This window comes from Pseudovibrio sp. W64, from assembly GCF_001623145.1.
GTDB lineage: Bacteria > Pseudomonadota > Alphaproteobacteria > Rhizobiales > Stappiaceae > Pseudovibrio.
Window position 1 is genome coordinate 191,451 of sequence record NZ_LMCI01000031.1, and the last position, 24,767, is coordinate 216,217.

A 24,767-nucleotide genomic window follows, 5' to 3' on the forward strand; every position below is an offset into this window, starting at 1 on the left:
CCTCGCCAAATCGGCATCAAGGAGCTTGAGGCTCCACATAAAGGTGGGAGAACTTGGAAAAGTTCTCCAAAACGTAGTCGGGCAGTTCTCCGCTGTCCTTAGCGATCAGCTTTCCTCTGCCATCACCCGCATCCAGACGGTCCAGCGTTCTTTGCGCACGGCCCAGATAGGCATCATTCATGTGTTCGGCATGCGAGTAAGCCTCAAGTTTCGTAACCACCTTGTCCATGTCCCCCAAAAAGCTGAAGTGCCAGCTGGAAGACCTGATCAATTGACGTCGCATAAGCCGGCTGTGCCGTGTAAGAGCTTTCCATTGCCACAAAGCAGCCTCGAGAACAGGAGAGAGGCTTTTGCTCTGCAAGGCCCGCTCACGCCGCAAAGCCTGAGCACCTTTGAAAAACATCGCGCTGATCATTCGCGGGCACGAGGTGAAATCCGAGACATCATCTTTGAAATTCAGTCTGTATCGGAAAATATCTGCGCCAAAGAATGTCAGGCTTTTACAGCTCCTGGGGTCATTTTTCGCTCTGAGCAGCGCCTCCGGCTTTGGAATTTCATCCACGTCGGAAACAACGATCAGATCTTTCACCGCAAGATCTTTAAGGCCGCGTTCTATGCAATCGCGTTGGTGGTACTCCCTCGACCAGGCGTTCTGCGGTGCCTCTGGCATGTCCTCGACAATGATATGCCGGATCTTGCTCAAAAACGGTGCAAACCGCGACTTGTTATCAGCAAAATAGAGAGGCTTTTCGTGTCCCGTAAAGGTCTTGGTGGCCTCTACAAGAATGAACTCATCCACCACATCGAAAAGTTCGCCCAAGCGAATTTCCAGGGTATCGAGTTCGTTGAAAAACGTGAAGCCATCGACAACTTTGACCATATCATACGGTCTCCTTGCTCAAACGGTCTTCAGCTTACTCCACTCTATTTGCTCACACCTACCACTTGGATTTACCGGCAGAAAAGCAGGGGCTCCTGTTTCTGCCGGTAAGTCCTGATTAAACCAGCATGGACATCGGGTTTTCGATGTAGCCTTTGAAGGCCTGCAGAAGCTCTGCACCCAGCGCACCATCCACCGCACGGTGGTCAGTGGAAAGGGTCACAGACATCACAGTCGCAGGAACGATCTCATCGCCCTTCACAACTGGACGCTTCTGACCAGCACCAACAGCAAGGATGGTTGCGTGCGGAGGATTGATCACCGCTGCAAATTCCTTGATGCCGAACATGCCAAGGTTGGAAACAGAAGTAGTTCCGCCCTGGAATTCGGTTGGAGCCAGCTTGCGCTCACGAGCACGCTTTGCCAGATCTTTCATCTCGATGGAGATCGTGGAGAGCGTTTTCTCTTCAGCGCGGCGAATGATCGGAGTGATCAGGCCACCATCGATGGAAACAGCAACACCAACGTCAGCATGCTTATGCATAACCATGCCGCTCTCAAGGTAAGATGCGTTGGCAGCCGGAATTGCTTTCAGTGCCAAAGCATGCGCCTTGATGATCATGTCGTTGACAGACAGCTTGTAAGCTGGCTTGCCGTCGCCGTCTTTCGGTGCAGAAGCATTGAGCTGAGCCCGCAGAGCCAGCAGAGCATCCAGTTCACACTCCAGTGTCAGGTAGAAGTGTGGAACAGTCTGTTTGGATTCGGTCAAACGCTTGGCAATGATCTTACGCATGCCATCGTGAGGAACCAGCTCGTAGCTGTCTTCATCAAACAACTTCAGGGTCTGTTCATCAGATGGACCAGACGCAAGCGCAGCTTTTGGAGCTTCAGCAGCCTTCGGTGCATCCGCAGCTTTCGGAGCAGCCTCAGCCTTGCCAGTGCCAGCAGCAATCGCCGCATCAACGTCACGCTTCACAACGCGGCCATGTGGGCCAGTGCCGTTGATCAGCGCAATGTCCAGACCATTCTGTTTCGCCAGACGGCGCGCCAGAGGGGATGAGAACACACGCTCACCAGAAGCTGCAACCGGAGCAGCAGGTGCAGGAGCTGCAACTGGTGCCGGCGCCGCTTCAGCAGCAGGTGCTGCAGGAGCCTGAGGGGCAGCAGCAGCGGCTGGTGCAGCAGGTGCTGCATCCATCGCAGAAGCGTCTTCGCCCTCTTCCAGAAGGATCGCGATCGGTGCATTCACCTTCACGCCCTCTGCGCCTTCAGCAACCACGATTTTACCGATGGTGCCTTCATCGACAGCTTCCACTTCCATGGTCGCTTTATCGGTTTCAATCTCTGCAATCACATCGCCTGCAGAAATCGCGTCACCTTCTTTAACCAGCCATTTGGCCAGATTGCCTTCTTCCATAGTCGGAGAAAGCGCAGGCATCAGAATATTGATTGGCATACCACTTGTCTCCCGGTTAGGCGGTGTAGGTCACAGCCTTAACAGCGTCGATAACTTCCTTGGTGTTTGGCAGAGCCAGCTTCTCAAGGTTTGCTGCATATGGCATTGGAACATCTTTACCGGTCACGCGCAGAACTGGCGCATCCAACCAATCGAAGGCTTCACTCTGAACCTGATAAGCGATTTCAGAGGAAACGGAACAGATTGGGAAGGCTTCTTCTACAGTTACCAGACGGCCAGTCTTACGAACGGAGGCCAGAACAGTCTCCATGTCCAGCGGACGAATGGTACGCAGATCGATCAGCTCAACAGAAATGCCCTGCTTTGCCAGCTCATCAACAGCCTGCAGTGCGTAGGTCATGCCAATGCTCCAGGAAACCATGGTCGCATCAGTACCTTCACGAACAACCTTCGCCTTGCCGATTGGCAGAACCAGATCTTCAACATCCGGCACATCGAAGTGCTGACCGTAAAGGATCTCGTTTTCAAGGAACACAACCGGGTTCGGGTCGCGGATCGCAGCTTTCAAAAGGCCCTTCGCATCAGCAGCGGTATAAGGCTGAACAACCTTAAGGCCCGGAATGGAAGCATACCATGCAGCAAAGTCCTGAGAGTGCTGCGCACCCACACGAGCAGCCGCACCGTTTGCACCGCGGAACACCATTGGTGCACCCATCTGACCGCCAGACATGTAAAGCGTCTTACCGGCAGAGTTGATGATGTGGTCAATCGCCTGCATTGCGAAGTTGAAGGTCATGAACTCAACGATTGGGTTCAAACCTGCCATCGCAGCGCCAACAGCAAGGCCGGTAAAGCCATGCTCGGTGATTGGAGTGTCGATCACGCGCTTTTCGCCGAACTCATCCAGGAGGCCCTGGGAGATCTTGTAGGCGCCCTGATACTGAGCAACTTCTTCACCCATCAGGAACACGTTCTCATTGCGGCGCATTTCTTCCGCCATCGCGTCGCGCAAAGCTTCACGAACGGTCATGCTCACCATTTTGGTGCCCGCAGGAATTTCTGGGTCAGCAGGTGCAACGCTTACAATCGGTGCCGCAGGAGCTGCCGGTGCAGCAGGCGCGGCTGGTGCTTCAGCAGCTGCAGGAGCCGCCGGCGCAACAGGGGCAGCGCCCAGGTTGTCAGCAGCAGAGGCGTCTTCGCCCTCTTCCAGCAGAACTGCAATCGGTGCGTTCACTTTTACTTCTTCGGTGCCTTCAGCAACGAGGATCTTGCCAAGCACACCCTCATCAACCGCTTCCACTTCCATGGTTGCTTTGTCGGTCTCGATTTCAGCAATCACGTCACCTGCAGTAACGGTGTCGCCTTCTTTCTTAAGCCACTTAGCAAGTTTGCCTTCTTCCATGGTCGGAGAAAGCGCAGGCATTAAAATTTCAACAGCCATAATGTATTATCCCGACCTTAGAGCACGATATCTGTGTAGAGCTCAGATGGATCCGGCTCAGGATCGTTCTGTGCATACTCAGCAGAAGCAGCAACAACAGCGCGCACTTCCTTATCGATAGCCTTGAGATCGTCCTCACTTGCCCATTCTTTTTCAAGAAGGCGAGCACGAACCTGTTCAATCGGGTCATGCTCAGAGCGCATCTTCTGGACTTCATCTTTACTGCGGTATTTTGCAGGGTCAGACATGGAGTGGCCACGGTAGCGGTAGGTGATCATCTCAAGGATGTAAGGACCATTGCCTTCACGGCACCATTCCATCGCATAGTCGGTCGCAGCTTTCACCGCGCGCACGTCCATACCATCAACCTGAACACCCGGAATGCCGAAGGAAGCACCGCGCTGGCTAAGATCTGTCGTGGAAGAAGCACGTTCAATGGAGGTACCCATGCCGTACTTGTTGTTCTCAATGACGTAGATCACTGGCAGGTTCCAAAGCTTCGCCATGTTGAAGCTCTCGTAAACCTGGCCCTGGTTGGCAGCACCATCGCCGAAGAACGCCATGGAAACTTTGCCGTTCTCTTTATAACGGTTCGCAAACGCAAGACCGGTACCAAGTGAGACCTGAGCACCCACGATGCCGTGTCCGCCATAGAACTCCTGTTCTTTGGAGAACATATGCATGGAACCGCCCTTACCTTTGGACAGACCACCCTGACGACCAGTCAGTTCGGCCATCACGCCGTTCGGGTCCATGCCGCAAGCGAGCATGTGAGCATGGTCACGGTAAGAAGTGATCATCTGATCACCTTTTTCCTTGGCCATCTCCATTCCAACGACAACAGCTTCCTGGCCGATGTAAAGGTGACAGAAGCCACCGATCAGACCCATACCGTAAAGCTGACCCGCCTTTTCTTCGAAGCGACGGATAAAAAGCATTTCGCGATAAGCGTTTAGCTCTTCATCTTTGGAGAATTCTACTAGTGCAGGTACGTTTTTCATCGCACCGCGGGCTTTGGTAGCACTTTTAGCGCGACCGCCTGAAGACTTGGATTGAGTTCCAGCCATGAGCCTCGTCTCTTTGTGACGTGAATTGGTGAAAGCACACTATCTCCCATAGCGCTGAATGCCAATATGAGCAGAAACACTTGGGGATTTATCTAAGGTATTGATTTTACTGATATTTTCAAGTTAACTCAAATTAGGTTAATTCAATCAGATCAACCCAATTCAAGTTAATATACGCTGATGTTTTAGTTGCGCATGATTGCAACTTCATTCACGTGCGCCAGATTTAGGGAAGCGCGAGCCCGCTCATCCACCATGTCTGGATCAAGGCTCTCCGGGTCAAGCAACATGACACGGCGTTGTAATTGCAGACGTTCTTCCCGCAACTCATCAAGCTCAAGTTCAAGAGCAAGAATCTCATGCTCAATCTGTGGTCGGCCCACAAGACCCAGCTTACCGTTGAGCGCATGAAATGCAAAGTAGCACAGCGCACCAATGGCAATTCCTGGCACAAGGAAATTCTTTAGATAGGAGTGTTTCCGCTGACGTGTGGTAGCTAGCACTGATTGACCTACTCATTACAAAAATGGTCACATGCCCGCACTATTTCACAACGCCCTTAACCAAGAGTTTCCGAAAACCCGGAAATCTTCTCAATTCGCAAAAACCTTTCACATAATCGCAAAAAAACGCAAATGAACGCACATAGCAACGCAAAGCTGGGGTTTGTATGGAACCCCAGCAAATGAGCCAATCAGGAAGAAAAATCAGGCGTTTTCCGCCAGCCGTGACAGTTTAATCAACACAGCAGCGGCGCCCTTCAACCGGTCGTCCGCAGACGGCCAGTCACGGGTCAGCACCACCTTCTGGTCCGGGCGGATCTTGGCGAGGATAGTTTGTTCCGCGATGTAGGATACCAGCCCTGCCGGATTGTTAAACTCGCCATTACGGAAAGCAATCACGATGCCCTTCGGCCCAGCGTCAATCTTTTCAACGTTCGCTTTGCGGCACAGCCCCTTGATGTAGACAATCTTCAGAAGATGTTGAACTTCCTCAGGAAGTGGCCCGAAGCGGTCAATCATCTCGGCCCCAAAGCCATCGATATCTTCAAGCTCCATGAGGTCCGCCAGACGGCGATAAAGCTCAAGCCGCAACTGAAGGTCCGGCACATACGTATCGGGGATAAGAACAGGCGTACCGATGGCAATTTGTGGGGACCACTTGTCCTCCTGGAAGTCCTCACCACCAGATTTCAGCTGCGCAACCGCCTCCTCCAACATCTGCTGGTAAAGCTCAAACCCAACCTCTTTAATATGCCCGGACTGCTCTTCCCCAAGCAGGTTACCCGCTCCGCGAATATCCAGATCATGTGATGCAAGCTGGAAGCCAGCACCCAAATTCTCTAGGCTTTGCAGCACCTTAAGGCGACGTTCAGCAGTAGGTGTCAGCGTTTTGTTGGCAGGAACAGTAAACAAAGCATAAGCCCGCGTCTTCGACCGTCCCACACGCCCACGGATTTGATAGAGCTGCGCCAGACCAAACATGTCTGAGCGGTGCACAATCAAAGTGTTCGCGTTTGGTATGTCCAATCCGGACTCCACAATTGTGGTCGCCAACAACACATCAAACTTGCCCTCATAGAAGGCGTTCATGATGTCATCCAGCTCCCCGGCAGGCATCTGCCCATGCGCAGAAACCACTTTAACTTCAGGCACATTCTCTTCCAGAAACGCCCTCACCTCTGCCAGATCAGACACACGCGGACACACATAAAAGCTCTGCCCCCCGCGATAGTGCTCACGCAGCAAGCTCTCGCGGATAACCATCGGGTCAAACGGGGATATAAACGAGCGTACAGCCAAACGGTCCACTGGCGGTGTCGCAATAAGGGAAAGCTCCCGAACGCCCGTCAGTGCCAATTGCAGGGTACGAGGAATCGGGGTCGCAGAGAGGGTCAGAACGTGAACATCACTTTTCAGCTCTTTCAACCGTTCTTTATGCTTCACACCAAAATGCTGCTCCTCATCGATAATGAGAAGACCCAGATCCCTGAAGCCAATAGCTTTTCCCAGAAGTGCATGCGTTCCAATGACGACATCGACAGAGCCTTCTTTCAGCCCCTTCTTGGTCTCAGACAGCTCCTTACCGGGGACAAGTCGCGAAGCTTGGCGCACTTCAATCGGCAATCCATTAAAACGATCCGCAAAAGTCCGGTAATGCTGACGCGCCAGCAACGTGGTCGGAACCACAATCGCCACCTGCCTCCCAGACATCGCCGCCAAAAACGCAGCCCTTAGAGCAACTTCCGTCTTACCAAAGCCCACATCCCCACAGATAAGCCGGTCCATCGGACGCCCTGATGCCATGTCATCAAACACAGATTCAATGGCACTCATCTGGTCATCGGTCTCATCATAGACAAACCGCGCAGAAAACTCGTCATAAGCCCCTTCAGGAGCTGTAATCGCAGGAGCGGTTCGTAACGCACGTTCTGCTGCAATCTTGATCAGGCCATCGGCAATCTCAAGAATGCGCTTCTTCATCTTGGCTTTACGAGCCTGCCATGCTCCGCCGCCAAGCTTATCTAACTGAACTTCCTGATCTTCTGAGCCGTAACGCGTCAGCAGTTCAATGTTCTCGACAGGAAGGTAAAGCTTATCGGACCCCGCATATTGCAGTTCAAGACAGTCATGCGGTGCCCCAACAGCCTCAATGGTTTTCAGCCCGATAAACCGTCCAATGCCATGCTCCACATGCACCACAAGATCACCCGGTGACAACGCAGTGGCCTCGGTCAGAACATTCGCGCCTTTGGACTTGCGCCGACGCTGACGAACCAGACGATCACCGAGGATATCCTGCTCCCCGATGAAGGCCAGATCATCAATCTCAAAGCCATGTTCCAGCCCAAGAAGGATCAATGCCGTCAGCCCAGCGGGTACCTTGCCCAGCTCAGCAGAATTGCCCGCATATCCGGTCCGGTCCAGCCCATGATCGCTCAGAACCTGGGTTAACCGTTCCCGAGAACCCTCACTCCAACAAGAAAGAACCGCCCTCTTCCCATCCTTGGCAAGAGCTGACACATGCTTGGAAAGCGCATCAAAAATGTTTACATCACCCGCAGCACGTTCAGCCGCAAAGTTTCGTCCCTGACGCCCCCCCATATCAATCGCAGTCTTGCCCGTGCCCGGAGGCATAGCGAACGGGGATAACTGAGCAGAAGCCCTGTCAGCTACAAATGAGCTGAACTGGGTGTCCTGAAGATAAATGGCAACTGGCGGAATAGGCTTATACGGCACACCAGAGGAAAGCGCTTTGTTGTTGAGCCCGTCCTGACGCGCACCAAAATGCTCTTCAATCTGCTCAAGGCGCTCCTTGATCATGTCCTCTGCACTGGCATCCAGCACAACTGGCGTTTCACCAATATAATCAAACAGGGTAGAAAGGTTATCATGGAATAGAGGCAACCAATGCTCCATCCCCGCATAACGCCGTCCCTCACTGATGGACTGATAGAGAACATCCTCAGGCCCAGCGGCCCCAAAAGCAGTCACATAGTTACGACGGAATCGCGAAATCGTTTCAGGATCTAGAATGATCTCGCTCATAGGAACAAGCGTGAGACCCTTCTTCTGCGCCAGCGTTCTCTGACTATCCGTATCAAAGGAACGAATGGACTCCAGTGTATCCCCGAAGAAGTCCAGACGCACAGGCTCTTTGGTTGCCGGAGAAAACAGGTCAATAATGCCGCCGCGCACCGCATACTCCCCGGTTTCACGCACTGTTGGCGTACGGGCAAAGCCGTTGACTTCCAGCCACTTAACGATCTTATCGGGATTGATACGGTTGCCCGGCATAAACGAGAGAATATGATTGGCCGTCCACTCACGAACAGGCATTCGCTGCAAAGCTGCGTTCACTGTTGTGATCAGAACAAACTTCTTTTTCTTCGGCAGCCCCTTTGCCAACCGAAGCAACGTCAGCAACCTGCGCGCAACAATCGCTCCATGAGGTGAAACACGGTCATACGGCAAGCAATCCCATGCAGGCAGCTGAAGCACTTCCACATCAGGCGCAAAGAACCCCAGAGCCTCTGTCAGCGCCGCCATACGAGTTGCATCCCGCGCAACATAAGTCAGCGCAAGGCCGCCCTCCTCAACTTCAGCAAGCACTTTTGAAAGCACGTAGGCTTCTGCTCCATCAGGAACGGAAGCAAGCGTGATGTTTTCACTTTTTTTGAGCAAACTTTCAAACACGGGAGGGGCAACCTTATTATTTCAAATCGTCGGCGGGCAATAACAAGCATCTGATCTACAGCCAATCAGATACAACAGCGCAATCAGCTTCCAGCCTTGTCCTTGTAGTAATCGAGGATCTTGCGGAACAGATCTGTGTTCGCTTCATCGGGGACCGGCTTCGTACCAATAAACCATGAGAAGAGATCCTGATCATGATGCTGCAGAAACACTTCCAGCTCATCCAGCTCTTCATCACTCATCTGAACAATATGCTTTTCAACGTAGCCACCAAGCATGATGTCCATTTCCTTCATGCCACGATGGTGACAGCGGAAAATGATACGTTTACGGCGGTTATCCAGCCCGGTGTTCTCGTTTTGATCTTCGCTCTGCGCACTCTGATCCATCGTCGTTTCCTTAGAAGGTCGCTGATCCTTGTCACTATCTGCAAATAGATAGGGCCAAAATGTTTCGCCTGTATACAACCCTTATTTTCATCTGTCAGTGTTTTCTTAAGGGCGTTGCACAAATCACAGGAACGTGGCACAGATCAGATCTGCTGTTCACGTTCTGGTCTATATGGTATGCGCCCTACTCGCCTTGATCCTCTTTTCGCTTCGGTCACCAAACTTCCGGGTATCGGCCCCAAGATTGCGAAGACCATAACAAACCTGCTTGTCGGCAGCCCGGACCGCGACGCCCGCATTTCCGATCTGCTCTTCCATGTTCCGGTAAATGTTATCGACCGACGCTTGCGCCCAGGTGTCTCCGGCTCCCCCGAGGGGGAAATCGTGACGCTTGTGCTCCATATAGACCAGCACCGCGCACCACCACGCGGCAGCCGCGCTCCCTATAAGGTTCTCGCACATGATGAGACCGGGGCCATTGAGCTGGTATTCTTCCACGCACGTGGAGATTTCTTGCATCGCACGCTGCCCGAGGGTGAGAAGCGCATCGTCTCCGGCAAGGTCGAATGGTTTAACGACCGAGCCCAAATGGTGCACCCAGATCACATGGTCTCTGAGGAAGAAGCTGAAAATCTGCCGCTCGTAGAGCCTGTTTACCCAATGACAGCGGGCCTTGCCTCCAAAACGCTACAACGCGCAATGGGCACCGCTCTTGAGTTTCTCCCGCAAATGCCTGAGTGGCAAAATCAGCCCTTCATAGAACAACGCGATTTCCCGCCGTTTGATGTTGCCTTGCGGTCCATACATAAACCAGAAGATGCCAGAGATCTGGCACCAGAAGGCAAAGCCCGCGAACGCCTCGCTTACGATGAGTTTCTGGCAAACCAGCTAGCCCTTGCTCTTGTACGCAACTCTCTGCGCCACATGGGCGGCAAAGCCCGCAAAGGCGACGGCTCTTTGCGCCGAAAGATCCTTGCAGCCCTCCCGTTCGAACTCACAGGCGGTCAGGAAGAAGCGCTGAAAGAGATTTTCGCTGATCTGGAAGAGCCAACCCGCATGCTGCGCCTGCTTCAGGGCGATGTTGGGTCTGGTAAAACGGTCGTTGGCCTCCTGGCAATGGCAGCTGTTATCGAAACAGGCGCTCAAGCCGCTATGATGGCTCCAACGGACATTCTGGCCCGCCAGCACTACGCCTCCATGAAACCTCTCTGCGATGCAGCAGGCATCCGCACTGCCGTTTTGTCAGGTAAAGACACTGCCAAAACAAAACGTGAGATTGGCGTAGCGCTGGAAGCTGGTGAAATCGATCTGATCGTCGGCACCCATGCGCTCTTCCAGTCAACTGTCAACTTCCAAGACCTTGGCATCACAATCGTAGACGAGCAACACCGCTTTGGTGTCCACCAGCGACTGGCCCTGTCCTCCAAAGGCGCCCACGTGGATGTGCTTGTGATGACAGCAACACCAATCCCACGCACGCTGGTCCTCTCTTACTTCGGCGATATGGACGTCTCCCGCCTGACCGACAAGCCAAAAGGCCGTCAGGAAATCAAAACCGTCTCCATATCCCTGGATCGCATCGGTGAAGTTGTTGACCGCCTGAAAGCCATGATTACACAGGGCCAAAAGATTTATTGGGTCTGCCCTCTGGTGGAAGAGTCTGAAAAGATCGATCTCGCCGCTGCCGAAGAGCGCTTCAACGACCTGCAAAACGCCCTCGGCCCGGTTGTCGCTCTTGTACATGGACGTCAGAAGGCCGATGAAAAACAAGCCGCCATGGATGCCTTCAAAATTGGTGACGCGCGCGTGCTTGTAGCAACCACCGTGATCGAGGTTGGCGTTGACGTCCCGGACGCAACCATCATCGTAATTGAACATGCCGAGCGTTTTGGGCTTGCGCAGCTGCACCAGCTCAGAGGACGTGTTGGCCGCGGAAGTCTGGCCTCTTCATGTCTGCTCCTCTTCAAAGCCCCTCTTAATGAGACGGCAGCATCCCGCCTCAATATCCTGCGCCAAACCAATGACGGCTTTCTCATTGCCGAGGAAGACTTGCGCCTACGCGGTGAAGGTGAGCTCCTGGGCACTCGTCAGTCCGGCACACCGGGCTTCCGGCTCGCCTCCATTGAAGACCATGCGGATTTGATGGAGATCGCTCGTGATGATGCAAAGCTTATTCTGGCAACCGATCCTGAGCTTGAATCAGAAAGAGGCGACGCCTTGCGCCACCTCCTGTACCTCTTCGCCAGAGACGAAGCTATCAAACTGCTCAGAGCAGGCTGACCTATTCAGCAGCGACAGTCTCTGGACCATCGCCGCTTTTGCCAGCTTTCTTACGCTGATGCGCCTCAACGGCCTTTTTATCCTCGCCCTCTAACAGTTTCGGATATTCCGGGCTAACAAGACCAGCTGAAATCACCAGCTTTGCGGCATCTTCAACACTCATGGAAAGCTCGATGATGTCATCGCGCGGTACAAACAGCAAAAAACCAGAGGTCGGGTTCGGCGTGGTTGGCAAGAAGACAGAAACCGTATCCGCTTGTTCTTCCAGATGCGCGGCAACTTCACCCTTGGTGTCCGTGGCTAGAAACACAATCGCCCACAAACCTTTGCGCGGATACTCCACCAGCCCTGCTTTGGTAAAGTTACGCCCGCTATCATTTAAAACAGTCTCAAAAATCTGTTTCAACGCGGAATATAGGTTACGCACCAACGGCATGCGACCAAGAATGGACTCGCCAACGCTGATAAGCGAACGCCCTGCAATGTTAGCTGTCAGGAAGCCGATCACTGTGATTGCGAGCAGCGCCGCAAACAAACCAAAACCTGGAACTTCCACCGGCAGATAATTATCTGGATTGTATATGGATGGCAGGAAGGGCTTCACCCAACCATCAATCAATTGGATCAAGGACCAACTCAGGTAAAGCGTAATGCCAACCGGGCCTGTAATCACAAGGCCAGTAAAGAAATAGTTCCGCAGCCGCGTCATAAACCCAACGCGCTTCGGCTTTTTATCCCCGTCAGATCCCATCGGCCAAACTTTCATAATTCGGGAACCTTCCGCTTTATATCAGCGACAAGGCGCAGGTATATCCGTGCTTCTTTACGAACTAGTGTATTTTGTCGGTTTTGCAAGTTCCTCTTGAAAAAGAATTCATGCATCTCATCTAAGAGGGTGGATATGTTAGCTATGGTCGCCGGTTGATGCGCCAATAGCCAAACTCCCACTATTGTCAGCACTCACCAACACGGCGTATAAGGCATATCATGCTTGCCGGAAGTGGAGCTCTCTGTGAAGAAGCTATTCTATATGACGCTTGGATTAGCCCTTGTGGCCACAGGGATTGTTGGCATCTTTTTGCCATTGCTGCCGACAACGATTTTCTTCATCCTTGCAGCAGGTTGCTTTGCAAAGTCCAACCCGCGCCTGGAAAACTGGATCCTGACACATCCAAAGATCGGACCAAGTGTCATCCAGTGGCAGGAACATAAAGTCATTCCCAAAAGAGCAAAGTTTTTTGCCTTCACAGGCCTTATCTTTGGCTACCTGATGTTCCTGAAAATGTCTCACCCAACAATCCTGCTCGCCGTAGCAGTCGCCCTCATGATGTGCGCCATAGCCGCCTACATAGCCAGCCGCCCCTCCAAACCCCTGGCCACTTGAAAGTCTCGACTTCGTAAAAGAGGTTCTGAAACCACACCTCCTGAACAAAAAAACGCGGAACAATGAGCCCCGCGCTTTTGAAAAGCAATAGTTTTTCTGAGCAACTATTCAACCGTAACGGATTTCGCCAGGTTACGTGGCTGGTCCACGTCTGTGCCCATAAAGACAGCGGTGTGGTAGGACAGCATTTGCAGTGGCAGTGCGTAGATGAGTGGTGCTACGATTTCAGGGAGTTCTGGCAGAATGATCATCTGATCAGCGGCAACACCTGCGGCCTCTGCACCTTTTTCATCTGTGAACAGAGCAATCTCGCCGCCACGAGCTGCCACTTCCTGCATGTTGGAAACAGTCTTCTCGTAAACACCATCGAACGGGGCAACAACCAGAACCGGCATGTTCTCGTCAATCAGCGCAATCGGGCCGTGCTTTAGCTCGCCTGCTGCGTAGCCTTCTGCATGAATGTAGGAAAGCTCTTTCAGCTTCAAAGCCCCTTCCAGTGCCAACGGGAAGCTCGTGCCACGGCCAAGGAACAGCGCATGGTGCTTCTTGGACATCCACGGTGCCAGCTTTTCGATCTGAGGCTCCAGTTTCAACGCCTGCATCGCGTGTGCAGGTAGCTCAGCAAGAGCACCAACCAGCTCTTTTTCCTGATCTTCACTCAAGTTTCCACGCTGACGGCCAGCAAGAACAGCAAGACTGGCAAGAACAGCCAGCTGACAGGTGAAGGCTTTCGTAGACGCAACGCCAATTTCCGGACCAGCAAAGATCGGAAACACCAGATCAGATTCACGCGCAATCGTGCTCTCAGGCACGTTCACCACTGCGCCGATGGTCATGCCCTGCTCTTTACAGTAGCGCAGCGATGCAAGAGTATCAGCCGTTTCACCAGACTGGGAAATGAACAGCGCCAGATCACCTTCGCCCAGAGGCATTTCGCGATAACGGAACTCCGAAGCGATATCGATGTCTACTGGAAGCCGAGCGTACTTCTCAAACCAATATTTTGCTGTCAGACCAGCGTAATACGCAGTACCGCATGCAGAAATCACAAGCCGATTGATCTTGGAGAAATCAAATTCATTCCCCTCAGGCAGAGTGACTTTACCCTCATTGAATTTCAGGTACTGCGAAATTGCATGACCTAACACTTCTGGCTGCTCATGAATTTCTTTTGCCATGAAGTGACGGTAGTTGCCCTTGTCCATCATGGTAGAACTCACACTGGATGTGTGAACAGCCCGCTCGGCAGCAGCATTGTTTTCATCAAAGATCTGCGCGCCAGCGCGTGTCACAACAACCCAGTCACCCTCTTCAAGATAACTGATGCGGTCAGTAAAAGGAGACAGCGCAATTGCGTCAGAGCCGAGGAACATTTCGCCCTCACCATACCCAACAGCAAGCGGCGAGCCACGGCGTGCGCCAATCATCAGATCATCCTGATCAGCAAACAAAATTGCGAGCGAAAAAGCACCTTTCAGGCGGCCAAGAACGGCAGCAACAGCATCCTGCGGAGACTTACCGCTTTTCACTTCCAGTGAAATGAGATGCGCAACAACTTCAGAATCCGTTTCAGTGGAAAGCTTCACTCCCGCCCTGCGCACCTCTTCGCGCAACTCGAGGAAGTTCTCGATAATACCGTTGTGAACCACCATCACACCATCAGAAGCGTGTGGATGTGCATTCTCAACAGTCGGAGCACCATGCGTCGCCCAACGGGTGTGGCCAATGCCACTCACACCGCCAAGAGGGTTGCCTTCCAGCACAGCTTCCAGATTGCGCAGTTTCCCTTTCGCACGGCGGCGAACCAACTCACCATTTTGAACAGTTGCAATACCAGCAGAGTCATATCCGCGATACTCAAGCCGTTTCAGCGCATCTACCAGCAATGGTGCAACAGGTGTCTGCCCCAAAATTCCGACAATACCGCACATATATGTTCTCCTTGAATTCCCACCTCGCAACTGGTGCGAGCATCAACTTTAGGCCAAGTCTTTAGCTCGATGCTTCTATGCGAGGGAAATCAATCCGTGTTTCGTTTCGTTACAGCTTGAGGATAATTGAGTAAGCACACCGCCAACCTCAGCAATGTGCATCAATATTACTCAGCCCTTTCTTGAAGCTTTAGCCGCGGCAAGCTTTTCACGCATTACAGCAGCACGACCTTCTTTGTTGACCTGCTGGCCTCGGCCAATCGCCAATGCGTCCGCTGGCACATCAGAGGTCACCACAGATCCGGCAGCAACAAAGGCGCCGTCACCCAGCTTAACCGGGGCAACAAGCACGCTGTCTGAACCAACAAAACTGCCTGCACCGATATCTGTGTGATGTTTCAGATAGCCATCATAATTACACGTGATTGTACCCGCCCCAATGTTGGACATCGCACCAACGCGCGCATCACCAATGTAGGAAAGATGATTGACCTTTGCGCCAGCCTCAACCTTTGCGTTCTTGATCTCCACAAAGTTACCAATATGAGCCCCCTCGCCAATCTCAGCACCAGGACGCAGCCGGGCATAAGGACCAACAGTCGCATCAGCACTCACACGCGCATTCTCCAGATGAGAAAACGCACGGATACGAGCTCCGCCATCAACATGTACACCCGGGCCAAACACCACATTCGGCTCCACAATGACATCCGGCTCAATCTCAGTATCAAATGAGAAATAGACGGTCTCTGGCGCGCGCAATGTCACACCGTTTTCCATGAAAGTTTCGCGTTGGACCTGCTGGAACACAGCTTCACACGAGGCAAGTTGAGCCCGGTTATTAATGCCCTGAACTTCTTTTTCATCACCAAGTTCAGAAACAACCTTCATCCCTTTGTTGCGCGCAACCTCAACGGCATCCGTCAGATAATATTCACCCTTGGCATTGTCGTTTTTAATTTCAGCAATCAAATCAGGCAGAGCCTTGCCCTTGAACGCCATGATACCCGCATTGCAAAGAGTGACTCTGCGTTCCTCATCTGTTGCTTCTTTTTCCTCACGGATCGCAACAAGTTCACCATCACTTTCAAGCAAGCGACCATAACCAAATGGGTTCTCAGCTTCAAAGCCGAGCACAACAACATCCGCCCCGCCAGACAAGCGCTCGCGCAAACGGTGCAGCGTGTCAGCCTTCACAAGCGGTGTATCTCCGAAAAGAACAAGAACATGATCAGAGGCGTCGTTATAAGCCTCCTCGGCAGCTTTCACAGCATGCGCAGTGCCCAGTCGGTCAACCTGAACATGACAGGTCGCGTGTGGAGCGCGCAGCGCGACATGCTCTTCCAGCTTCGCCATCTCAGGGCCAACCACAACAGCGACTTTATCAGCACCAGCATGCATAACGGAATTCAGGACGTGTCCGACAAGTGGCAACCCGCCAATTTCGTGCATCACCTTTGGCAAGGCCGAACGCATACGCGTTCCTAATCCAGCAGCCAGAACAATTGCCAAACAAGAACTATTGGACATGCAAACCCCTTGGGAACCTAGAATTACAAACTGACAGGCAAATTGCACGAGTGCTTTGGCATTTCAAAGAACATCGCAGTGCTTTCACCAAGAAAATCAGCGCACCCATTAGAAGTAGCAGATAGTGTTTAATACATCTTTTTCAGATTGCATTTGCACTTTGTTAACCATAAAAAACCAAGCTAATACATATAGTTAGGATTAGATTCGAATACGAGGCGACCGGAAGCTTTGAGACTTCCTCATAAAATCAACGAGTTACGACAGGAACCGAAAGTACTGCGAGAACGCATTACCGTTCTTGCATGGGGTATTGCTGCGCTCTCGTTTGTCGCCCTCGCCGCATCCGCAGTGCAGATGCCTGGCAAATTCGCCTCCCAACAAGCACTTTATTCGCAGATCACACTCCCTCTCCCCGCTCCCGGCCCGGTTACGACAACCGCCTCTATTGGCAGTCAAACAGCGCAAAACGCGTTCCAAGTGTATGAAAATACCAGCGGAAACGAATCACAACAGAACCTGCAAAACTCAAAAGAATTGCATGCTGTGAGGGAAGAAATCATATCTTTGCGTCGTTCTGTGCTGCGTCTCACAGAGCAAAACCGCAGACTATCAAGTCATGTTAAGGCGCTTGATGAAGCTGCGATGCACAAAACATCAGAGGCTGAAATGCCCACGGCATCAGCCAAAACCCCGATAAAGCCGAAGCAAAAACCGGCGACACCAATAGAAACCCTGCCAGCACCTGAACTCTTGCAAGCTTCAGTACCAATCATCACAGCAAGTCCTCTGCCAGAAATTAAGCTTTCCGAAGTTGGTACACTTGCGGCCATCGCCTTACCAAAAGCCTCCAATCCAGAGACAGTCGCCTCCATTCCTGAGAAGGCATCTGCTCTCGATCTGCCTGAGTTTCAAAAAACACCGGCAGCAGGCAAGCTTCGCCAGTCGGGAACTCGAAGAATTCTTCGCACGTCCTTTGCCATTGAACTGGGCAATTTCGAAGATGCAAACTCACTGGAAAGCAAGTGGCAAAGGCTGAGAGAAGACAATCCTCTCCTGCTCGGAAATCTGAAGAAACGCGTTTCCGCTACAAAAGTAGACGGCGCTACAAAATATTCACTGACAGCTGGCCCGTTTTACAATGCTGCAGACACCGCTGTTGTGTGCGCAAGACTGGCGCGAGAAAAAGTCAATTGCTTGCCAACCATTTTCCAATAAGTTGCTCTCATCTTTTAGCACCTAAGCATTGAGGCGCTTGTCAGCAATGACGTGAGCGTATCTCCATGCCTTGCAGGTCTTTTCGGAATACCACGCGTGTCTCATTCATCTTCGAGCTCAAATTGGGCCTCAACATACGCCCTGTTGTTTCTCATGCCCATTTTCATGAGCTCCAACATAATAATTGCCAAACCAGCCATCGCTCATACAGAGCCGTGGACCCTTGCTTTTTTTAGATGGGGCCTTGCCTCACTTATTCTTCTGCCGTTCACATACCGTGAGCTCAAAGCCAACATGCCGCTGATCCGCAAAAACCTGAAGCTCCTCAGCTTCATGGCATTCCTCGCAATGTGGATCTGCGGAGCTATTGTCTATCTGGCACTAAAAGAAACATCGGCGACCAACGGAACATTGATTTACTCAGCTGCCCCTGCCCTTATCCTGGCGCTTGAATGGCTCTTCAGAGGACGAGCAGTAGCCATAAGGGAGTTTGCCGGGATCTCACTCGCTATCATCGGTGTCTTTGTGATTGTGACCAAAGGCTCGCTCGGCAACCTGCTCAACTTACAACTAAACAGCGGTGATTTGTTGTTTGCCCTGTGTACGCTGAGCTGGGCAATTTACTCCGTACTCATCAAGAAAAGCCAGTTACAAGCAATCTCTACAGCTCCTTTGTTTGCAATCCTCGCCATTCTTGGAACCATAATTCTGGCACCATTTGCAGTCGCTGAAATGGCGATCACAGCCTCGATACCGGATACAGGTGAAGTCTGGATGTCTATCGCAGGCGTCGCACTAATCGCTTCAGTGGCCTCTTTCCTGACTTACCAGTTCAGCATCCGACTGGTTGGGCCATCGATCGCTGGCATGTTCATGTACCTGATGACACCATATGGTGTCGGCATGGCAGTCCTGTTTTTGGGAGAGCAACTCCAGGTGTTCCATTATCTGGGCTTCATCCCAATCATGGCAGGTCTCTTGTTGGCAACCTTGCCAGCAAGCTTATTCCGGCGAAAAGCCAGCGCTTAGAAACTAAAGCAATACACCAAGCACAAAAAAGCAGGCCTTAAAGCCTGCTTTTTTCATCTCAAGATCTGGAGCGTCCATTAGCCGATCAGCGAAAAGACCGGGAACGTTTCGAGCAGCCAGAAGGAAAATGCCTGAATGTAACCGGTCAGGAAACCAACGCCGGTGAGCACGAGAAACGCACCCATCACCTTTTCAACCATCCCCATGTGCTTACGAAAGCGTGCCATAAAGCCCATAAACGGCCCTGCGAACATCGCAGCAATCATGAACGGCACCCCAATACCCAGTGCATAGGCAGCGAGCAGAATAACACCCTGATTAACCGAGGCCTGCGTACCGGCAATCAAGAGAATACTTGCCAGAACAGGGCCGATACACGGTGTCCAGCCAAAACCAAAAGCAAGCCCCATCAGATAAGCACCACCAAAACCACCCGGCTGACGGTCAATCTGCACACGCGCTTCGCGGTAGAGGAACCCAATTTTAAAGGCGCCAAGAAAATGCAGGCCCATAATAATGATCATACCGCCAGCAAGATAGGCAAGATACTGCGAATACTGCAGAACAAACTGACCAAGGAATGAAGCACTTGCACCAAGCAACACAAACACGGTTGAGAAACCGGCAACGAAACACATCGCGGCAACCATAACCCGATTGCTTTGTGCAGCGCTCTTATCTTCGCTCGTCACCTCTTCGATGGACAAACCAGCAATATACCCAAGATAAGGCGGCACCAGCGGCAATACGCAGGGAGAAACAAAAGACAAAATGCCTGCGAAAAAAGCGCCCCAAAGGGTGATGTCTTGCAACATATAGCTATCCTAATTCCACTTGGAATGCATCCACATGACCTGACGTTTGCACGCGCGGAAGCGTGACGACATCATAGTCCATCAATAGATCACCAAGGCTTATATATACAATTTTGCTGAAAGTTGGATGTGTTTCGTCAAACAGGCAAGAAAATCTGCGACACATTTTGGTGAACGGTAGGTAATAACAGCTACCTACCGTCGACCACAAATATCAACTGTGACCTTTAGTTGTCACGTACAACCAGAACAGACTGGTTGGCATGGCGCACGACACGCGCCGCATTCGGTCCAAGCAGGAAGTCTTTCAGCTCAGGACGATGCGAGGACAAAACAATCAAATCAGTGCCCAGCTTATCCGCTGCGCTTGTGATCTCTTCATAGATCGTTCCGTGAGCAATATGCCCTTTCACATCCAGCTCCTCATCAGGAAGCTGCGTATCAAGAAACTCTTCAAGAGCCTCACGCGTACGCTCCAAAGCCTCAGTTTCAAACTCGCGAGCGAAATAACCACCAACGATAGATTTGCCAAAGTCCGGCAGAACCGTCACCACATGAAGCTGAGCTTTGTAATGACGAGCCAAATCAACAGCCACGGGAAGCGCAGTTTTCCAGCTGCTTTCTTCGTTCAAATCCAAAGGCAGCAAGATATTGGAGTACATTTCCCAACTCCTCAAAAATTATAGTTTTATGGCACAGCCCGCTTAAAAAGCGGGCTGTGTTTGGCGTCGACGTTGAAGTGCAACAACCAGCAACAGCAGAAGCAAAGCCGGAATATAGAACAACTGTTTTGGCAGTCGTTCTGCATCCACCTGAGAACTTACGATCACAACCGGAACATCTCCGTAAAAGTCAAAGCCCTGCAGTTTTTCAGCAAATGTCGTGCCTGGGAATGGTTCATCAAGCACCACAGCTCCGTCATCCTGCATGGTAACCAGACCAGATGCATCAAGTCGTGCATCAGCCCCCTGCTCCTCACCAATAGATAGAGGCAATGTCAGTGTCAGGATTTTATCCATGTCATCAAAATCCGGACCTGCGAGGTTAAGACGCACCATATCACCCGGCTGAGCTTCACCAACCATCTCCATGATTTGCGGACCTGTAGCAGTTACGTATGGATCCTGTACCTGATCGAGCCAGAAGCCCGGACGGAACAGCGTAAACGCAATGAGAAGCAGCGCTACGGATTCCCACAGACGGGAGCGCGCAAAGAAGTACCCTTGCGTTGCCGCAGCAAACAACATCATCGCCACCACAGAGACGATAAAGACGAAGACAGCCTGAAGTGGCTCAACATCAATCAGCAAAAGATCCGTGTTGAAGATGAACAGGAACGGGAGGGCGGCAGTACGCAAAGAGTAAATGAAGCCCTGAACACCAGTCTTGATCGGATCACCACGACTGATCGCAGCTGCCGCAAAGGCGGCTAGCCCCACCGGAGGCGTCACATCCGCCATAATACCGAAGTAGAAGACGAAGAAGTGAACTGCGATCAACGGAACGATAAATCCGGTCTGTTCACCAAGGTCCACAACAACCAGCGCCATCAGAGAGGACACAACAAGATAGTTCGCCGTGGTTGGTAGTCCCATACCAAGGATCAAACTCATCACCGCAACCAGCACCAGCATCAGCAACAGGTTACCGCCAGACAGGAACTCAACCAATGCAGCAATCATCTGATGCATACCGGTCAAAGACACAGTCCCCACGATGATACCCGCAGCAGCTGTCGCGACTGCAATGCCGATCATGTTGCGAGCGCCGCCGATCATGCCTTCAACGAAGTCCACAATACCCTGCCATGTACGGCCGGCCTGAGATTCTTTACGGAAGAAAGCTTTCAACTGATGCTGGGTCACAACGATGAAGGTCATCGCCATAGTCGCGTAAAACGCAGACAGGGATGGTGAGAACCGCTCGACGAGAATACACCAGATCAGAACAACAATTGGCAGGATGAAGTAGTAGCCAGTACGGCCAACATCGCCAGCAGCAGGCAACTCACTCACTGGCGCATTAGGATCGTCCACCTCAAGGTCTGGAACCTGCGCGGCGATATACACCAACCACAAATAGCCAGCAGCAAACAACGCTAGCACAACAGGGAACGTAAGTGCCGGGAACGCAGTCTTCGTCCAGCCCAGACCGTAATACACGGCAGCACCCACAAGTGTGATACCGATAAAGCCTGTCAGTACACCAATCAGGCGCTGCAAAATGGTTACATGAACCGGAGGCTTAGGCAGACCTTTCAGGTTCATCTTCAAAGCTTCGAGGTGAACGATGTACACCAGCGCGATGTAAGAAATCACAGCTGGAATGAAGGCGTGAATAACAACCTGATGGTAACTGGTGCCGGTAAACTCAGCAATCAGGAACGCTGCAGCACCCATCACAGGCGGCATCAACTGACCATTCACAGAGGAAGCCACTTCAACAGCACCCGCCTTTTCAGCAGGAAAGCCAGTCCGCTTCATCAATGGAATGGTGAACGTACCAGTGGTCACAACATTCGCAATGGAAGAACCAGAGTAAAGACCACTCATCGCAGAGGCAAGAACCGCCGCTTTTGCAGGGCCACCACGCAAATGCCCAAGAAGCGCAAACGCGGCCTTGATAAAGTAGTTACCCGCGCCAGCTTTCTCCAGCAGCGAACCAAACAGCACAAACAGGAAGATCATGGACGCCGAAACACCAACAGCAACGCCGAAGACGCCCTCCTCCTGAATCCAGTAATGCCACATGGCTTTACCATAGGAGGCACCACGCCATTGAATGACGTCTGGCAGCCAAGGAGAGTTGCCAAACATCGCGTAGCCAACAAAAACCGCAGCAACAATAACGAGAGGCAGGCCCAGGCTCCGGTACACCGCAATCGCAAGCACAGTCAGGCCAGTGGTGGCCACAATCAGATCCATCTGAGTTGGAAGACCGGCGCGATTAGCGATCTCAGAGCGCATAATCACAAGGTAGAGACAAGCCGCAGCACCTAAAAATGCGAGCACCCAATCATACCACGGTATGGTGTGTCGTGGGCTGCGGGAAAACAGAGGGTATGCAAAAGCAGCAAGCACCAGGCCAAATGCCAGGTGAATGTTTCTAACTGCAGAATTGTTGAAAATGAGATTGATGCCAAAGGTATCATTCAACCAAAATGGAACGTTCGAGGCCACATAAAGCTGAAAGACGGACCAGATAAAGGCAATGGCAGCAATCATCACGCCTAGCCCACCGGCCAGGCTTCGTGCGCCGGTATCTGCCTGAGCGACCAATTCTTGCGCATCAACTTGCGCTTTGTGTCGTTCTGGACTCATTTGCACCCCCAAATACAGTTCCCCCTTTGCCTTAGCTGTAAAGGCAGAGCAAGAAACCTACTAAATCTCATAGAAAGCCAAAAAATGCGGGGCCAGAACAGCCCCGCATCGTAGAAAACTTGGGTAGATTACATCCAACCACGTTCTTTGTAGTACTTCACTGCACCGTCATGCAGAGGAGCTGTCAAGGAAGCCTTGATCATCTCTTCTTCTTTCAGGTTTTTGAATGCAGGGTGCAGTTTTTTGAAGTCGTCGAAGTTTTCGAAGACAGATTTAACAATGACGTAAACAACATCATTAGGCACAGCAGCGGAAGAAACGAAGGTTGCGCCAACACCAAAGGTGTTGATGTCTTCTGCGTTGTTGTACATGCCTGCTGGGATAGTTGCTTTACGGTAGAAGGAGTATTTGTCGACCAGATCGTCGATCGCTTTACCTTCAACGTTTACAAGCTGCGCATCACAGGTGCTTACAGTTTCCTGAGTAGATGCGGATGGGTGACCAACCAGCCAGTAGTAAGCATCGATTTTGCCGTCACAAAGCGCAGAACCAGCTTCCGCAGACTTCAGCTCAGTCGCCAGAGCAAGATCAGCCTTGTTCACGATACCTTCTTTTTCAAGAAGCTGCCATGTCGCATACTGACCGGAACCTGGGTTACCGATGTTGACTTTCTTACCCTTAAGGTCGGTGTAGTTGTTTACGCCGGAACCTTTAGAAGCAAGCATTGTTACTGGCTCAGGATGTACAGAAAATACAGAGCGCAACTCACCGAAAGGCTTGCCATCCCATTGGGAGCGACCTTCGTATGCATTCGCCTGAACGTCAGACTGAGCAACACCGAACTCCAGCTCACCATTTTGAATGGTGTTGATGTTGTAAACAGAACCACCTGTAGATTCTACAGAACAGCGGATACCGTGCTCTTTACGGGTCTTGTTTACAAGACGACAGATCGCACCACCAGTTGGGTAGTAAACACCGGTAACACCGCCGGTGCCGATGGATACGAAACGATTTTCTGCCGAAGCTCCAGTTGCAACGCTAACCGCAATTAGCGCAGCTCCAACTGCAACATTGCTAAGTTTCATACGAACCTCCACTTAAGTTGTAATTGCGCGATCCCGTTACTCACGGTATCGCGAATAGGAAATCTTGGCATTTTAACCATCAGACACGCCTATTTCCCACTGGCACAGAATGAAAGATGCCAAAAGCGGTGAAATACGTACACATCTATTGCTTGGATTACCAGTAAACTCTCAAAGCCGCCGGCAACAACCAAGCTGCATATCTATTCACCTAACAAACTGATTCAAATAATATTTTTTAGATATATGAGCATTTCGCACACGCGAAAGCCCCACAGATATTTCACGAAAAACTGCCAAAAATCAGGTGACACACCAGCAAACTGCCGATTGCTTCCACAAAATAGTATACTAAGGTATTACAGATTTTGTGAAGTATCACGCTTCATTTCGAACAATATCTCTACGTTATTTCACCTAGAGAACTAATAATACCCCCAAAACCAAGGGATGAACGAGATGATTGCAGCGCTCTCCCACCTTAGAGCAGATTATAGCGGAAAGCGCATTTTGTGCACTGCACCCTACACTCTGCCAGATAAAGAACCTGCCAATTGGAAAAACAAGGAAGCGAAACCTAACATTATTTTACTACTCACATTTACACTGAGCTGATTTCAGTAATTTCATCGCTTAGACAACATAAGAGCGGTAAATAAGCGCAAAAAACGCTCCGTGTGGAAAATCGAAAAAACCGCTTGCGCTAAGCCCCTGCAATCCTTAGAAGACCCCTCACAGGCAGCGACCTAACGGTCCCGCCGAGAGCCCGTAGCTCAGCTGGT

The 24,767-nt window shown here is 51.5% G+C and carries 18 protein-coding genes; 4 read left to right on the plus strand and 14 right to left on the minus strand.

What is annotated here, in order from left to right; genetic code table 11:
- Positions 1 to 16: 16 nt before the first annotated feature.
- From PsW64_RS14275 to PsW64_RS14305, 7 genes are all read right to left on the minus strand, one after another.
- Positions 17 to 880, minus strand: coding sequence for an N-acetylglucosaminyltransferase (locus tag PsW64_RS14275; RefSeq protein ID WP_063304035.1), 864 nt, complete (start codon positions 878 to 880; stop codon positions 17 to 19).
- Between the two features lie 118 nt (positions 881 to 998).
- A complete protein-coding gene (locus PsW64_RS14280) occupies positions 999 to 2,336 on the minus strand; it encodes a pyruvate dehydrogenase complex dihydrolipoamide acetyltransferase (RefSeq protein ID WP_063288849.1) in 1,338 nt (445 codons plus the stop codon).
- 16 nt (positions 2,337 to 2,352) lie between these two features.
- Entirely contained in the window at positions 2,353 to 3,738 is a 1,386-nt protein-coding gene (locus PsW64_RS14285) for a pyruvate dehydrogenase complex E1 component subunit beta (protein ID WP_063288850.1), read from the minus strand.
- 17 nt (positions 3,739 to 3,755) lie between these two features.
- Positions 3,756 to 4,739, minus strand: a complete 984-nt coding sequence (gene pdhA, locus PsW64_RS14290; protein WP_373456213.1) for a pyruvate dehydrogenase (acetyl-transferring) E1 component subunit alpha — start codon at positions 4,737 to 4,739, stop codon at positions 3,756 to 3,758.
- A 251-nt stretch (positions 4,740 to 4,990) separates the two neighbouring features.
- Positions 4,991 to 5,257 carry an FtsB family cell division protein gene (locus PsW64_RS14295; RefSeq protein ID WP_057466201.1) on the minus strand — a complete coding sequence of 89 codons (267 nt, stop codon included), beginning with the start codon at positions 5,255 to 5,257 and terminating at the stop codon, positions 4,991 to 4,993.
- Positions 5,258 to 5,512: 255 nt separating this feature from the next.
- Positions 5,513 to 9,001, minus strand: a complete 3,489-nt coding sequence (gene mfd / locus PsW64_RS14300; protein WP_063288852.1) for a transcription-repair coupling factor — start codon at positions 8,999 to 9,001, stop codon at positions 5,513 to 5,515.
- 83 nt (positions 9,002 to 9,084) lie between these two features.
- Positions 9,085 to 9,390, minus strand: a complete 306-nt coding sequence (locus PsW64_RS14305; RefSeq protein ID WP_057466199.1) for an FAD assembly factor SdhE — start codon at positions 9,388 to 9,390, stop codon at positions 9,085 to 9,087.
- A 177-nt stretch (positions 9,391 to 9,567) separates the two neighbouring features.
- Between PsW64_RS14305 and recG the strand changes: the two genes are divergently transcribed.
- Complete coding sequence (gene recG / locus PsW64_RS14310) at positions 9,568 to 11,670, plus strand: ATP-dependent DNA helicase RecG (RefSeq protein WP_063304036.1); 2,103 nt, start codon at positions 9,568 to 9,570, stop codon at positions 11,668 to 11,670.
- 1 nt (position 11,671) lies between these two features.
- On the opposite strand, the gene PsW64_RS14315 is transcribed toward recG, so the two are convergent.
- Positions 11,672 to 12,421 carry a DUF502 domain-containing protein gene (locus PsW64_RS14315; RefSeq protein ID WP_057466305.1) on the minus strand — a complete coding sequence of 250 codons (750 nt, stop codon included), beginning with the start codon at positions 12,419 to 12,421 and terminating at the stop codon, positions 11,672 to 11,674.
- Positions 12,422 to 12,700: 279 nt separating this feature from the next.
- Here PsW64_RS14315 and PsW64_RS14320 point away from each other — a divergent pair, with 279 nt between their 5' ends.
- Positions 12,701 to 13,054 carry a YbaN family protein gene (locus PsW64_RS14320; RefSeq protein WP_057466196.1) on the plus strand — a complete coding sequence of 118 codons (354 nt, stop codon included), beginning with the start codon at positions 12,701 to 12,703 and terminating at the stop codon, positions 13,052 to 13,054.
- 104 nt (positions 13,055 to 13,158) lie between these two features.
- On the opposite strand, the gene glmS is transcribed toward PsW64_RS14320, so the two are convergent.
- Together glmS and glmU are read right to left on the minus strand one after the other, a co-directional pair.
- Positions 13,159 to 14,985: a glutamine--fructose-6-phosphate transaminase (isomerizing) gene (glmS, locus tag PsW64_RS14325; RefSeq protein ID WP_063304037.1), complete on the minus strand. Its 1,827-nt coding sequence runs from the start codon at positions 14,983 to 14,985 to the stop codon at positions 13,159 to 13,161.
- A gap of 171 nt (positions 14,986 to 15,156) precedes the next feature.
- Positions 15,157 to 16,515, minus strand: a complete 1,359-nt coding sequence (gene glmU, locus PsW64_RS14330; RefSeq protein WP_063304038.1) for a bifunctional UDP-N-acetylglucosamine diphosphorylase/glucosamine-1-phosphate N-acetyltransferase GlmU — start codon at positions 16,513 to 16,515, stop codon at positions 15,157 to 15,159.
- A 231-nt stretch (positions 16,516 to 16,746) separates the two neighbouring features.
- Here glmU and PsW64_RS14335 point away from each other — a divergent pair, with 231 nt between their 5' ends.
- On the plus strand, positions 16,747 to 17,733 hold the full coding sequence (locus PsW64_RS14335; protein WP_208980787.1) for an SPOR domain-containing protein: 987 nt from the start codon (positions 16,747 to 16,749) through the stop codon (positions 17,731 to 17,733).
- Between the two features lie 96 nt (positions 17,734 to 17,829).
- On the plus strand, positions 17,830 to 18,762 hold the full coding sequence (locus PsW64_RS14340) for a DMT family transporter (protein WP_275078089.1): 933 nt from the start codon (positions 17,830 to 17,832) through the stop codon (positions 18,760 to 18,762).
- 77 nt (positions 18,763 to 18,839) lie between these two features.
- Here PsW64_RS14340 and PsW64_RS14345 read toward each other — a convergent pair whose 3' ends face one another.
- From PsW64_RS14345 to PsW64_RS14360, 4 genes are all read right to left on the minus strand, one after another.
- Positions 18,840 to 19,577 carry a cytochrome c biogenesis CcdA family protein gene (locus tag PsW64_RS14345; RefSeq protein ID WP_063304040.1) on the minus strand — a complete coding sequence of 246 codons (738 nt, stop codon included), beginning with the start codon at positions 19,575 to 19,577 and terminating at the stop codon, positions 18,840 to 18,842.
- A gap of 227 nt (positions 19,578 to 19,804) precedes the next feature.
- The gene (locus PsW64_RS14350) at positions 19,805 to 20,239 is read right to left on the minus strand and encodes a universal stress protein (protein WP_057462369.1); all 435 of its coding nucleotides are present in this window, start codon (positions 20,237 to 20,239) and stop codon (positions 19,805 to 19,807) included.
- A gap of 42 nt (positions 20,240 to 20,281) precedes the next feature.
- Positions 20,282 to 22,897, minus strand: a complete 2,616-nt coding sequence (locus tag PsW64_RS14355; protein ID WP_063289847.1) for a TRAP transporter permease — start codon at positions 22,895 to 22,897, stop codon at positions 20,282 to 20,284.
- A 128-nt stretch (positions 22,898 to 23,025) separates the two neighbouring features.
- A complete protein-coding gene (locus PsW64_RS14360) occupies positions 23,026 to 23,985 on the minus strand; it encodes a TAXI family TRAP transporter solute-binding subunit (RefSeq protein ID WP_063289846.1) in 960 nt (319 codons plus the stop codon).
- Positions 23,986 to 24,767: the final 782 nt, after the last annotated feature.

What these genes read in the sequence shown, in the direction of transcription:
- PsW64_RS14275 (WP_063304035.1), bottom strand. Translation starts at nt 880, where the DNA reads ATGGTCAAAGTTGTCGATGGCTTCACGTTTTTCAACGAACTCGATACC.
- PsW64_RS14280 (WP_063288849.1), bottom strand. Translation starts at nt 2,336, where the DNA reads ATGCCAATCAATATTCTGATGCCTGCGCTTTCTCCGACTATGGAAGAA.
- PsW64_RS14285 (WP_063288850.1), bottom strand. Translation starts at nt 3,738, where the DNA reads ATGGCTGTTGAAATTTTAATGCCTGCGCTTTCTCCGACCATGGAAGAA.
- pdhA (WP_373456213.1), bottom strand. Translation starts at nt 4,739, where the DNA reads ATGAAAAACGTACCTGCACTAGTAGAATTCTCCAAAGATGAAGAGCTA.
- PsW64_RS14305 (WP_057466199.1), bottom strand. Translation starts at nt 9,390, where the DNA reads ATGGATCAGAGTGCGCAGAGCGAAGATCAAAACGAGAACACCGGGCTG.
- recG (WP_063304036.1), top strand. Translation starts at nt 9,568, where the DNA reads ATGCGCCCTACTCGCCTTGATCCTCTTTTCGCTTCGGTCACCAAACTT.
- PsW64_RS14315 (WP_057466305.1), bottom strand. Translation starts at nt 12,421, where the DNA reads ATGGGATCTGACGGGGATAAAAAGCCGAAGCGCGTTGGGTTTATGACG.
- PsW64_RS14320 (WP_057466196.1), top strand. Translation starts at nt 12,701, where the DNA reads ATGACGCTTGGATTAGCCCTTGTGGCCACAGGGATTGTTGGCATCTTT.
- glmS (WP_063304037.1), bottom strand. Translation starts at nt 14,985, where the DNA reads ATGTGCGGTATTGTCGGAATTTTGGGGCAGACACCTGTTGCACCATTG.
- glmU (WP_063304038.1), bottom strand. Translation starts at nt 16,515, where the DNA reads ATGTCCAATAGTTCTTGTTTGGCAATTGTTCTGGCTGCTGGATTAGGA.
- PsW64_RS14345 (WP_063304040.1), bottom strand. Translation starts at nt 19,577, where the DNA reads ATGTTGCAAGACATCACCCTTTGGGGCGCTTTTTTCGCAGGCATTTTG.
- PsW64_RS14350 (WP_057462369.1), bottom strand. Translation starts at nt 20,239, where the DNA reads ATGTACTCCAATATCTTGCTGCCTTTGGATTTGAACGAAGAAAGCAGC.
- PsW64_RS14355 (WP_063289847.1), bottom strand. Translation starts at nt 22,897, where the DNA reads ATGAGTCCAGAACGACACAAAGCGCAAGTTGATGCGCAAGAATTGGTC.
- PsW64_RS14360 (WP_063289846.1), bottom strand. Translation starts at nt 23,985, where the DNA reads ATGAAACTTAGCAATGTTGCAGTTGGAGCTGCGCTAATTGCGGTTAGC.